Here is a 12,567-nt window from a genome sequence, read left to right as displayed (position 1 = left end):
CACAACCTCAGGCTTTATTCACCGATATTTTACTGGATTGTCACGCGGGCAAACTTCCGCTTGCCAACCTGGAGCACATAAGTGCCATTGTCAGGGACCCATTTGGTATCTTGGATTTTCTCACCTGCCGCTTTGGCTGCGCCTTGACGAATCATCCGCATGGCATCCGATGTCGATCCCACCAGACCGGCATCCTTCAAGATATTACCGATAGCGATGCCGGATGAAAATGTGAATTCAGGCATCTCATCAGGAATGGCTCCTTTTTGGAAACGCGCAATGAATTCTTGTTCAGCACAATCAGCTGCCGCTTCATCGTGAAAACGCGCAATAATTTCCTTCGCCAGTAATATTTTAATATCCCGGGGATTCTTACCGGCTGCAACATCTGACTTGAACTGCTGAACTTCAGAAAGTGGTCGGAACGACAGCAAATCGTAATAACTCCACATCAGCTCATCTGAAATCGACATGATTTTGCCAAACATTTCTTCAGGTGCTTCGTTAATGCCGATATAGTTATGCGCTGATTTCGACATTTTTTTCTCGCCATCCAGACCGACGAGTAGCGGCATCATCAGTACAACCTGCTGTTTTTGACCGTGTGCTTTTTGCAATTCACGCCCCATCAACAAATTAAACTTTTGGTCGGTGCCACCAAGCTCAACGTCGGTTTCCATCGCCACGGAATCATAGCCTTGCAGTAGCGGATACATAAATTCATGAATCGCAATCGGCTGACCACTATGATAACGCTTTTTAAAATCATCCCGCTCCAGCATACGGGCAACGGTCTGATTGGCCGCCAAACGAAGCATTCCCTCGGCACCTAATTCAGAAAGCCACTCGGAATTAAACTGAATTTTTGTTTTTTCAGGATCGAGAATTTTAAAAACCTGCTCTTTGTAAGTCTCAGCATTACGAATCACATCTTCTCGGGTCAATGGCGGACGTGTAGTGTTTTTTCCAGTCGGGTCACCGACCATACCGGTAAAATCACCAATGAGGAAAGTCACCTCATGTCCTAACTCCTGAAAAGCACGCAACTTATTCAGGATGACAGTATGACCTAAATGAATATCCGGTGCGGTTGGATCAGCACCCAACTTAATTCTTAACGGACGGCCTTCTTTCAGCTTTGCTATCAGTTCCTCTTCAGGAATCAGCTCTTCAACACCGCGCTTTATTTCAGCTAATGCGGTTTCAATTGTTGCCATTCTCGTTCGCTCCCACAAATTTGGCAGAAATTTATTAGTTAGATATATTACTTGAATAGCGATGCATTTTGAAACCAGTTAAACTATTGTTCTAAGGATTTTATCAACCATCGGTAAAACGCTGTCTATATGTTGTCTATTTTTGCTCGTCTGCCACGATTACATCAAACACTGATTGGGTGTTTCTCCGCTTTAATCGTGATCGCTATTTTTTTCCTGCCCAATCCCAAAGAACTCCAAGGAAAAGAAAAACAGTTCGAAATCGGTCGTCATTATCCACTCTCCATTAATGCTGAAGCGCTTTCTCCCGGTGTAACAATTCCGCCGACGGCAACACTTCGGTGGGAACAATATCAGGTAAAGTCCGGAGAAAGTGCCGCCGTTTTATTTCAGCGTATCGGGCTTTCGTCACGTCTCTTGTATGAATTAACCGCCAGTGATCCGGAGATCAAACAACAACTCACCCGGCTCCGTCCCGGGGACGAACTCAGTTTCGGCTTTGACGAAAATGATCAGCTCGTGCAACTACGACGAAGCCTCTCAACCTATGAAGCGTTTATGATTACCAAGTCAGAGCATGGCTTTACCGCGAGGTTAGATAAAAAGGAAGTACATTATCAATATAATTATGCTGAAGCCCAAATTACATCGAACTTCTGGAATGCTGCGATCAATGCCGGTTTAACGCCGAATCAAATTATGGCACTGGCTGGTATTTTTGGTTGGGATATCGATTTTGCATTGGATATTCGCAAGGGAGATACATTCAGCCTGCTCTATCTGGAAGAAGTCGTCGAAGGAGAAATCGTCGGCAAGGGTAATATCATTGCTGCAACGTTTACCAATCAGGGCACGACATTTAAAGCCATTATCAACGATGACAATGGCGATTATTATGATGAAACCGGACGAGCCATGAAGAAAGCATTCTTGCGTTCTCCGCTTGATTTTCGTCGTGTCTCATCGAACTTCAATCCACGCAGACTTCATCCGGTGACCGGAAGAGTCAAACCGCATCGCGGCACCGATTATGTTGCACCGGTCGGAACACCGATTTGGGCTGCCGGAGATGGTGTTGTCGTCAAATCGAGTTATAACCGCTTCAACGGTAATTATGTTTTTATCAAACACAGTAATACATATATGACCAAATACCTTCACCTGAAACGTCGCTTTGTAAAAACCGGGCAACGGGTGAAACAAGGGCAAAAAATCGGAGCTTTGGGGGGGACAGGTCGAGTCACGGGGCCACACCTGCACTACGAATTTTTAGTTCACGGGGTACACAAAAATCCAAGGACAGTGTCACTCCCTCAATCAGCATCACTCAAAGGGCAAGCGAAACAAACATTTATTGCCAACGCAAAAATCAGACTGCAACAGCTAGAACGCTTCAGTCATCTGATGTATGCAAAACGTTAAGGCACAAAGGTGTTGAACAACCAAAGGTGTTATACAACAATTGCTGAAGCTGTGCGATGGCACTGTAAAACTGATTATCAAAACTTGAATATATAGCAGCCATGTCGGCTCTGATACGACGATCCGACATGGTTCATCAGGATAGGAGATCAAACACTAAATGAGGCACCACAACCACAAGTGGTTGTCGCATTGGGGTTATTGACGAAAAAGCGAGAACCCTCAAGTCCTTCGGTATAATCAACCTCGCCACCAATCAGATATTGTAGACTCATTGGATCAACCACTAATGTGACCCCACAATTTTCGATTGTCATATCCCCGTCATTTACATTTTCATCAAACGTAAATCCATACTGAAAACCGCTACAACCACCTCCGGTAATATAAACCCGCAGTTTTAATTCCTGATTTTCTTCTTCGGCAATTAACGCTTTGACGCGCTTCGCTGCCGCATCAGAAAATGTCAGCGGTATACTTAAATCACTCACAACGACCTCTCTCATGCTTCGATATCTCTTGCTAACATAGTTTCAGTCAACAGAACCTCAGTCAACGTTGTTGCATGAGATATGCTTCATTATTTGTATTGATTATCTAATACCTGACTGAGCCGTTCAAGTATTCCCCCGTACATCAGAAGAACTTTCTTTCTCAAACGACAATGACCAACCCAACCGACCCCATAACATGATAGTCTATGCCACTCAAAATATCGGAATCATTCAGTGTAAGGAAGTCAAATCGGCTGAACAGGCACCAATCAATAACAAACCGTGTTCATCTATTGGCATTTCAGGAAAAAATCGAAAAAAATATTTCTCTTCAAATAATGAATAGTACAATGCTTGCCAAGTTGGTCCAACCACTCAAAAGAGGATACTTCCCATGACCAAATCATCTGATCTATATCAACAGGCACAGAACACCATTCCCGGTGGTGTAAATTCGCCAGTACGCGCCTTTAATGGTGTCGGTGGCACGCCGATTTTTATCGACAGAGCTGACGGTCCGTTTGTTTTTGACGTTGATGGTAGAGCTTATATCGACTACGTCGGTTCATGGGGTCCAATGGTTCTCGGCCATAATCATGCCGTGATTCGGGAGTCAGTGATTGGTGCGGTACAGAAAGGGTTGAGTTTCGGCGCACCGACTGAACAAGAGATAGCTATTGCTGAACTGGTTTCACAATTAGTGCCATCGATGGAACAGTTACGCATGGTCAACTCAGGCACAGAAGCAACGATGAGTGCCATCCGTCTGGCCCGCGGATATACCGGCCGCGATAAAATTATCAAATTCGAAGGATGTTACCACGGTCATGCAGATAGCCTTTTGGTCAAAGCCGGCTCTGGTGCACTCACGCTGGGTCAGCCCAGCTCCCCCGGTGTACCGGCTGACTTTGCCAAATACACATTGACGGCTCGTTTTAATGATCTCGATTCAGTTAAAGCGTTGTTCGATGCCAATCAAGACGAAATCGCTTGTATTATTGTCGAGCCGGTTGCCGGTAACATGAACTGTATTCCGCCGGTTGAAGGCTTTCTGGAAGGGCTCAGAACCCTCTGTGATGAGGCAGGTGCTTTGTTGATTTTTGATGAAGTGATGACCGGTTTTCGAGTTGCCTTAGGTGGTGCTCAGGCACACTATAATATCAAGCCTGACTTAACGACATTAGGCAAGATCATTGGAGGTGGAATGCCAGTCGGTGCTTTTGGTGGCCGGAAAGAAATTATGCAACATATCGCCCCAACCGGCCCCGTTTATCAGGCAGGAACACTCTCAGGAAATCCAGTCGCGATGGCTGCCGGTTATGCCTGTCTCAGCCTGTTAAAAGAAGAAGGTAACGAAAAACGTCTCGCATCAAAAACCAAACAGCTTGCGGATGGTTTTAAATTTTTCGCTGACAAACATGGTATTCCACTGCTGGTTCATCAGGTCGGTGGGATGTTCGGCTTTTTCTTTACCGATCAACAGCAAGTTACCTGCTATGAAGATGTCGCCCGTTGTGACGTTGATAAATTTAAACGCTTCTTCCATCTGATGCTTGATCACGGTGTTTATATGGCTCCATCAGCTTTTGAAGCCGGGTTTACTTCGCTGGCACACTCCTCTCAGGAAATTGAAGCCACATTAGAAGCAGTGGAACGCAGTTTTGCCATGATGGCAAACGACTAAATTTATTGCACGATGGCGAAGTTCAAGGCGCTCTCACCAGAGCGCCTTTTCTGTATCACCTTCTCTGTATCAGAGAATGAGTAAAATCTCCGAACAGGTACAATTTCCGGCTGAGGTTTACCATTTATAACATCGTGATGATTGATCACGATCTGAATAGCCGTCATGATACGAGTCTATATCTGAATATGAGCCACCGAAGGTAGAAACAACGTGAATACCATCTCCAGCCACCGAGTGATTGTCACTGCATTACTCGTTGCAGCCATCGCATGTTACTTGCTCATCGAGCCTTACATCAATTCAATTATACTGGCTTTTATTATTTCCTTACTGGTTTATCCGCTCCACCAGCGTCTGGAACAGAAGCTCGGTTCCTACAGAAATTTTGCTTCATTTCTATCCTGTGTCATTCTCACTTTTATTATTGTGCTGCCATTATTATTGGTGTTTGGCGCGATCGCCCAACAAGGTGCCCGATTCTCGCAGACGCTCTATCAGTGGGTGACTCATGGTGGTGTTCAGGAAATCTTCAATCATCCTTGGATTGTCAAAGCGATGGACTTTGCAAATACCTACCTGCCCTTTAGCACCATCGAACCTTCCGAGATTGCTGAAAGAGTCGCCAAAATCTCCAGCCAAGCCGGGACACAACTCGTCGGTGTCAGTGCCAAACTCGTTGGTGATGCCACAGCATTTATCATGGACTTTTTCCTGATGCTGTTCGTGCTGTTTTTCCTGCTACGCGATTACGAAAAAATCATCACAACTTTACGCCATGTGATTCCCCTGTCTCGCAGTCAGGAGGATCGGTTGCTGGAAGAGATCGAAAAAGTATCTAAATCAGCGGTGATGGGATCCTTTCTGACAGCACTGGCACAGGGTGTTGCCGGTGGTATAGGCATGTGGCTTGCGGGCTTCCCGGGGCTATTCTGGGGTACGATGATCGGCTTTGCTTCCTTTATTCCGATTGTCGGTACAGCATTAATATGGATACCAGCCAGTACTTATCTATTGCTGACCAACGATATTTCTTGGGGGATTTTCCTCGCAGTCTGGAGTGTTGTAGTTGTCGGCTCAATTGATAACTTACTGCGCCCTTTCCTGATGCAGGGCAGTTCAGGCATGAATACACTGATGATCTTTTTCTCATTATTGGGCGGTATTCATCTGTTCGGTCTGATGGGATTGATATACGGCCCCCTGATCTTTGCGATCACGATTGTGCTGTTCAATATTTATGAAGAAGAGTTTCAGTCATTTCTCAACCGACAAGATAAAAGTTAAATAACTTCAAGCTCTCTACAGATTATGAGAAAATCGCGTCTCTTTTTGTGATACCGAATGTAGAGCACAATCATGTCGAGCGAATATTTTTCAGCCCAGAATTCAGCACCAAGCCAAATTGCTGAACGTCAACTTGCCCATTTTCAGGGAAAACATCTGCTGGTTGCCGGTGAAATCGAAGACCAGTTTCCCCTGCAACTGCGACAGACCTGTCAGTCTGTCGCCATCTTTACCACACACTATGGCTATTATCGGCAAATTGCAGACGCTCCAGACGTTACAGGCTATTTTGGCGCAACATTAAGTGATGACTGCCACGCTGATATGGTCTTGCTCTACTGGCCCAAAGCAAAACAGGAAGCAGAGTACCTGCTTGCTATGCTCATGACCAAACTCGGTCCGGGAACTGAAATTGTAGTGGTTGGTGAAAACCGCTCTGGCATTAAAAGCATTGAAAAATTATTCGAACCCTACGGCATCATCCGCAAATATGATGCTGCACGCCGCTGTTCTTTCTACTGGGGAGAATGCAGCCAGACGCCAGAACAGTTCAATATGCAGGACTGGTTTAAAACTTACACCGTCAATTATCAGCAAAAAGATATCATCGTGAAAAGTTTGCCCGGTGTGTTCAGCCATGGCGAATTAGATCTCGGCAGTCAGTTATTGTTAGATAACCTCTCCGGGATGCAGGGAGACGTTCTGGACTTCGGATGTGGTGCAGGTGTCATCGGTACAGTCATTGCAGCACAATATCCGTCAGTCACCATATCGATGTGTGATGTCAGTGCATTAGCGATTGAATCCAGTAAAGCAACGCTGGCTGCAAACGGGCTGAGTGGCCATGTTTTCCCGTCAGATATCTATTCAGAGGTGACCGAACGTTATGATCATCTCATCAGTAACCCACCGTTTCATTCCGGGCTGGGGACAAATTATCATGCCAGTGAAACATTCCTGGCTCAGTCTCCTCATTATTTAAAACCGCGAGGACGGCTCACCATTGTCGCCAACAGTTTCCTCAAATATCCCCCACTGATTGAACAAGCATTGGGGAGTTGTGACACGCTAGCCAAAACCAGTAAGTTTGCCGTTTATCAAGCAACACATTAATTTGATGAATGCTTGGTTCAAAATATTCACATGCAGATTTGCGCCATAAAAAAACCTGCCCGAATCAGGGCAGGTTTTGATCATATCGATACGATAACTTAATTATTGGATGGCTTATTTCGCAGTCACAAATTCAGGATAGGCACCGACACCACAATCGTGCATGTCCATTCCTTCCATCTCTTCTTCTTCTGTGACACGAATTCCCATTGTTGCTTTGAGGATGCCCCAAACAATCAGGCTGGCACCAAATACCCAACCAAAGATAACAACCGCACCCAGTAATTGAGAGCTAAATGATGCGTCTGCATTGCTGATTGGCACAACCATCAAGCCAAACAGACCACAAACACCGTGAACAGATATCGCACCCACTGGATCATCGATTTTCACTTTATCCAACGCTACAATTGCGAAGACAACAATCACACCGGCAACAGCACCAATCGCAACCGAGTACATCGGTGACGGAGAAAGAGGATCAGCTGTAATCGCAACTAAGCCAGCCAGTGCACCGTTCAGTACCATGGTTAAATCCGCTTTACCCCAAGTGGTTTTACAGACTAATAACGCTGCTAATGCACCCGCTGACGCTGCAGCATTCGTATTCAAGAAGATCTTACCGACCGCTGACGCATTGGCAGCATCGGAAATCATCAACTGTGAACCACCGTTGAAACCAAACCAGCCGAACCACAAAATGAAGGTTCCCAGTGTTGCCAACGGCATATTTGAACCCGGAATCGGATGAACTTCACCATTTTTACCATATTTGCCTTTGCGGGCACCCAGTAACAAAACACCTGCTAAAGCAGCCGCTGCGCCAGCCATATGAACAATACCCGAACCGGCAAAATCACTGAAACCAGCAGCAGAAAGGAAACCACCACCCCATGTCCAGTAACCTTCAACAGGATAGATAAAGCCAGTCAGTACCACAGAGAAAATCAAGAATGCCCACAGTTTCATTCGCTCAGCGACAGCGCCAGAAACAACTGACATCGCTGTTGCAACAAATACAACCTGGAAGAAGAAATCTGATTCTAAAGAGTGGTCTGCATCCGCAGCTTGAGAACCGATCAATCCACCAATTGAAGGCAACCAGCCCCCTTCTGTGTTATCAACATACATGATGTGATAGCCAACGATGAGATATAACGTACAAGCAATCGTGTACAGTACAAAGTTTTTCGTCAGAATCTCAGTGGTATTCTTTGAACGAACCAGACCAGATTCCAGCATTGCAAATCCAGCGGCCATCCACATAACCAATGCGCCCGAAATGAGGAAGTAAAAGGTATCCAGCGCGTAACGTAACTCCGTTACAGTTACTGATAATTCCATAATAGTCTCTCCAATCCTTAGAATCTTTTAAAGTGCTTCTGAATCTGTTTCACCGGTACGAATTCGCACCGCTTGGCTCAGATCATAGACAAAAATCTTACCATCACCGATTTTTCCTGTGTGTGCTGCTTTAATGATGGCTTCAACAACACGGTCTACATTGTCTCCCTGTGTTGCGATTTCAAGTTTAACTTTCGGTAGAAAATCAACTTGATACTCGGCGCCACGATAAAGCTCGGTATGGCCTTTCTGACGACCAAATCCCTTCACTTCTGAGACGGTCATTCCTTCGATCCCCACATCAGATAAGGCCTCACGGACATCGTCTAATTTAAAAGGTTTTATAATTGCATTAATTAATTTCATGGCGTCCTCTCTCGAGCTGTACTCCGGTTACCCATTCTTAAATCCAAGGTACGTGCCAACTTTTTAACTGATTGATTATAATCAATAAAATTAACATTAGGGGAGAAAGCGAACCACAAACGCACCAACAAGGTGCAACTGTTTCACAAAAATAAGGCGCATTTGAAAAACCTCACCACGGTTGTGCAAGGCAAAATCATTTGTTTTGAGAGAAGAAAACCATTGGGTTTGGCTGAAGAAGATTAATTTTGCGTGAATTGCTGCCACTGCATGAACATCGATTCAAAATCATCGAGACCGCAAGTCGCAATACTTTCACTCTCATATAACTCAAATTCGTCTTCAAAATCATGATGATTCGAGTGGGTCAGGGTATTTTCAAAAATCGTCACTTCGCCTTCCAGAATCTTCAGTGATATTTCTCTGCCAAACCAAGCTTGCTCAGTGAAATCATCTTGATATGCGGATTGCAGCAACTGTAAAACCTGCTCAATCATTGTGCGATCTGAGCCTATTTCATCTTCAAGAAAACGGGAAATAACTGCGTGCTCCATATTAAACGCAGCATAATACTCACCTAATAAAAGATTTTTTCTAAATTCAAATTCCATAATACCAAGATTCATCGAGACACATTCAAACCGACGCTTAGTATATACGGAAGTCACATCAGATACAGGTATCTGCATCGCTTCATCCGGATGATTCTTTAAAGACGATTCGCGTAAACTGACAACGGAATGCGACACAAAGGAGTACATTTCTAATAAAAAATCCCTCCATGCGGAGGGATTTATCTCAATTCAACCGGAACCAAAACCTATGCAGGTTCTTGGAAAATCACGGTGTCTGCTTTTTCGGTATACTGATTCATCTTATGGAAGTTCAGATAACGATACGTATCCGCGGCAGTCGCATCAATTTTCGCTGCATACTCGAAGTACTCTTGCGTGGTCGGAATGCGTCCCAAAATAGCACCAACGGCTGACAGCTCTGCAGAAGCAAGGAAAACATTCGCACCGGCCCCCAGACGATTCGGGAAGTTACGAGTTGAGGTAGACATCACCGTTGATTTATCTGCCACCCGGGCTTGGTTACCCATACACAGAGAACATCCCGGTGTTTCAATCCGCACCCCGACACGGCCAAAGATACCGTAATAGCCTTCTTCAACCAATTGGTCTTTATCCATTTTAGTTGGCGGTGCCACCCATAAGCGTGTTTCTAACTGACCGATGTAATTATCCAGCAGCTTACCTGCTGCACGGAAATGACCGATGTTGGTCATACAAGAACCGATAAAGACTTCATCAATCGGCGTACCTTGTACTTCCGACAGTAAACGAGCGTCATCCGGATCGTTTGGCGCACACAAGATCGGCTCATTGATATCATCTAAATCGATTTCCAGTACATGCGCATAATCGGCATTGTCATCAGCACGCATCAGCTCCGGCTTATCCAGCCATTCTTGCATGGCACGCACACGACGCTCGATTGTCCGGACATCCCCATAACCTTCGGAGACCATCCATTTGAGCATCACAATGTTCGACTGCAGATATCCTTCAATCGATTCTTGAGACAGTTTGACCGTACAACCCGCAGCACTCCGTTCAGCCGAAGCATCAGACAGCTCAAACGCTTGCTCAACGGTTAAATGCTCCAATCCTTCAATTTCGAGGATCCGGCCTGAGAATTCATTGACCTTACCTGATTTTGCAACCGTGAGCAGACCATCCTGAATCGCAAAGTAAGGAATCGCATGCACCAAATCACGCAGGGTAATTCCCGGTTTCATCTTACCTTTAAAACGAACCAAGACCGATTCAGGCATATCCAATGGCATCACACCGGTTGCAGCAGCAAATGCCACCAGACCGGACCCTGCAGGGAAAGAGATGCCCAGAGGGAAACGGGTATGTGAATCGCCACCGGTTCCGACTGTATCCGGCAACAACATGCGGTTAAGCCATGAGTGGATGATCCCGTCACCCGGACGAAGAGAAACACCGCCGCGATTCATAATAAAATCAGGGAGCGTGTGGTGTGTGCTCACATCAACCGGCTTAGGATAAGCGGAAGTATGACAGAATGACTGCATCACCAGGTCAGCAGAGAAACCGAGACACGCCAAATCTTTCAGTTCATCACGCGTCATCGGGCCGGTAGTATCTTGCGATCCCACGGTCGCCATTTTGGGCTCACAGTAAGTGCCGGGACGGATGCCCTCAACACCGCAGGCTTTACCAACCATCTTCTGCGCCAGAGTAAAGCCTTTGCCGCTGTCTTTTACCGGCGCTGGGCGACGGAAAACATCAGATGGCTCAAGGCCTAGAGATTCACGCGCTTTATCGGTTAAACCACGGCCGATAATCAGCGGAATCCGCCCGCCGGCACGCACTTCATCGATCAGTACGCCTGTTTTCAGTTTGAACTCAGCCAATACTTTATCGGAACCATGTTCACAAACTTTGCCTTCATAAGGATAGATATCAATCACATCACCCATATTGAGTTTGGAGACATCTACCTCGATCGGCAGTGCGCCCGCATCTTCCATGGTATTAAAGAAAATCGGTGCAATTTTACCACCGAGAACATAACCACCGGCACGTTTGTTCGGCACATAAGGAATATCTTCACCCATGAACCATAACACGGAATTGGTTGCCGATTTACGTGAGGAACCAGTCCCGACGACATCACCGACATAAGCCAGCGGGTAACCTTTTTCTTTCAATGCTTCGATTTGTTTGACGGGGCCGACTTTACCAATCTCGTCCGGTTCAATCCCTTCACGCTCATTTTTGAGCATGGCTAAAGCATGAACAGGAATATCAGGGCGAGACCAAGCATCCGGAGCCGGTGATAAATCATCGGTATTGGTTTCTCCGCTCACTTTAAATACAGTCAGGGTTACCTTGTCAGGCATACTTGATTTAGACAAGAACCAATCAGCATCAGCCCAAGATTGAAGTACCTGTTGCGCATAGGTATTTCCTGCTTTGGCTTTTTCTTCGACATCATAGAAGGCATCGAACATCAACAGTGTATGAGATAAAGCTTTTGCTGCTGTAGGGGCCAGCGCTTCATCATCAAGAAAAGAAACCAGAGGTTCAATGTTGTATCCGCCTTGCATCGTGCCCAGCAGCTCCGCCGCTTTGACTCGATCAATCAATGGAGAGGTCACTTCTCCTTTTGCAACAGCAGCAAGAAAACCAGCTTTGACATAAGCGGCTTCATCAACACCAGGGGGAATACGATTTTCAAGCAGATCAAGAATGAATGCTTCTTCTCCTTGCGGAGGAGACTTTAATAACTCAACCAGACCAGAAACTTGTTCAGCATCCAGAGGTTTAGGAACAACTCCTTCTGCGGCACGCTCTTCGACGTGTTTACGATAGGCTTCAAGCACGACTTTTTCCTCTCATTGCGGTTCATTCACTTTATTATAGCTATAGGAACGAACGTCCTTGGAAACTTGGCACTCCGTGCAGAGACAAACTCAAATTATCTTAGCCGAGGAGGCCAAACGGTTGATGCAGAATAGCAAACTTACTCATAAATGGAAATGTATACTCTTTGACCCACACTGCAACTTCCGACGAAACTTTTCACCGTGGTTTCAAGCCAGTCT

The 12,567-nt window shown here is 45.7% G+C and carries 10 protein-coding genes; 4 read left to right on the top strand and 6 right to left on the bottom strand.

Annotation, left to right across the window (positions count from 1 at the left end; genetic code table 11):
• Nucleotides 1-29 precede the first annotated feature (29 nt).
• Complete coding sequence (tyrS, locus tag AC55NX_RS03990; RefSeq protein WP_496994557.1) at nucleotides 30-1,217, bottom strand: tyrosine--tRNA ligase; 1,188 nt, start codon at nucleotides 1,215-1,217, stop codon at nucleotides 30-32.
• 129 nt (nucleotides 1,218-1,346) lie between these two features.
• Here tyrS and shyC point away from each other — a divergent pair, with 129 nt between their 5' ends.
• The gene (gene shyC / locus AC55NX_RS03985) at nucleotides 1,347-2,639 is read left to right on the top strand and encodes a peptidoglycan DD-endopeptidase ShyC (protein ID WP_496994556.1); all 1,293 of its coding nucleotides are present in this window, start codon (nucleotides 1,347-1,349) and stop codon (nucleotides 2,637-2,639) included.
• Nucleotides 2,640-2,788: 149 nt separating this feature from the next.
• Here shyC and erpA read toward each other — a convergent pair whose 3' ends face one another.
• Nucleotides 2,789-3,130 carry an iron-sulfur cluster insertion protein ErpA gene (erpA, locus tag AC55NX_RS03980; RefSeq protein WP_038178274.1) on the bottom strand — a complete coding sequence of 114 codons (342 nt, stop codon included), beginning with the start codon at nucleotides 3,128-3,130 and terminating at the stop codon, nucleotides 2,789-2,791.
• A 397-nt stretch (nucleotides 3,131-3,527) separates the two neighbouring features.
• On the opposite strand from erpA, the gene hemL reads away from it, so the two are divergent.
• The 3 genes from hemL to rsmC all read left to right on the top strand — a co-directional run bounded on the left by hemL (nucleotide 3,528) and on the right by rsmC (nucleotide 7,217).
• Nucleotides 3,528-4,817 carry a glutamate-1-semialdehyde 2,1-aminomutase gene (gene hemL, locus AC55NX_RS03975; protein ID WP_496994555.1) on the top strand — a complete coding sequence of 430 codons (1,290 nt, stop codon included), beginning with the start codon at nucleotides 3,528-3,530 and terminating at the stop codon, nucleotides 4,815-4,817.
• Nucleotides 4,818-5,030: 213 nt separating this feature from the next.
• Nucleotides 5,031-6,104, top strand: coding sequence for an AI-2E family transporter (locus AC55NX_RS03970; protein WP_496994554.1), 1,074 nt, complete (start codon nucleotides 5,031-5,033; stop codon nucleotides 6,102-6,104).
• Between the two features lie 72 nt (nucleotides 6,105-6,176).
• On the top strand, nucleotides 6,177-7,217 hold the full coding sequence (gene rsmC, locus AC55NX_RS03965; RefSeq protein ID WP_496994553.1) for a 16S rRNA (guanine(1207)-N(2))-methyltransferase RsmC: 1,041 nt from the start codon (nucleotides 6,177-6,179) through the stop codon (nucleotides 7,215-7,217).
• Between the two features lie 114 nt (nucleotides 7,218-7,331).
• On the opposite strand, the gene AC55NX_RS03960 is transcribed toward rsmC, so the two are convergent.
• The 4 genes from AC55NX_RS03960 to acnB form a co-directional block, all read right to left on the bottom strand.
• Entirely contained in the window at nucleotides 7,332-8,561 is a 1,230-nt protein-coding gene (locus tag AC55NX_RS03960) for an ammonium transporter (protein WP_496994552.1), read from the bottom strand.
• Between the two features lie 27 nt (nucleotides 8,562-8,588).
• The gene (glnK, locus tag AC55NX_RS03955) at nucleotides 8,589-8,927 is read right to left on the bottom strand and encodes a P-II family nitrogen regulator (RefSeq protein ID WP_038178152.1); all 339 of its coding nucleotides are present in this window, start codon (nucleotides 8,925-8,927) and stop codon (nucleotides 8,589-8,591) included.
• 242 nt (nucleotides 8,928-9,169) lie between these two features.
• Nucleotides 9,170-9,616, bottom strand: a complete 447-nt coding sequence (locus AC55NX_RS03950; protein ID WP_496994551.1) for a YacL family protein — start codon at nucleotides 9,614-9,616, stop codon at nucleotides 9,170-9,172.
• A gap of 131 nt (nucleotides 9,617-9,747) precedes the next feature.
• Nucleotides 9,748-12,345 (bottom strand): bifunctional aconitate hydratase 2/2-methylisocitrate dehydratase, encoded by a 2,598-nt coding sequence (gene acnB / locus AC55NX_RS03945; protein WP_496994550.1) that lies wholly within the window; start codon nucleotides 12,343-12,345, stop codon nucleotides 9,748-9,750.
• Nucleotides 12,346-12,567: the final 222 nt, after the last annotated feature.

This window comes from Vibrio rubrogenes, assembly GCF_059641415.1.
This window is presented reverse-complemented; position numbering and strand designations above follow the sequence as displayed.

Coding starts and splice junctions, on each gene's coding strand:
- tyrS (WP_496994557.1), bottom strand. CDS start 1,217: ATGGCAACAATTGAAACCGCATTAGCTGAAATAAAGCGCGGTGTTGAA.
- shyC (WP_496994556.1), top strand. CDS start 1,347: ATGTTGTCTATTTTTGCTCGTCTGCCACGATTACATCAAACACTGATT.
- hemL (WP_496994555.1), top strand. CDS start 3,528: ATGACCAAATCATCTGATCTATATCAACAGGCACAGAACACCATTCCC.
- rsmC (WP_496994553.1), top strand. CDS start 6,177: ATGTCGAGCGAATATTTTTCAGCCCAGAATTCAGCACCAAGCCAAATT.
- AC55NX_RS03960 (WP_496994552.1), bottom strand. CDS start 8,561: ATGGAATTATCAGTAACTGTAACGGAGTTACGTTACGCGCTGGATACC.
- glnK (WP_038178152.1), bottom strand. CDS start 8,927: ATGAAATTAATTAATGCAATTATAAAACCTTTTAAATTAGACGATGTC.
- AC55NX_RS03950 (WP_496994551.1), bottom strand. CDS start 9,616: ATGCAGATACCTGTATCTGATGTGACTTCCGTATATACTAAGCGTCGG.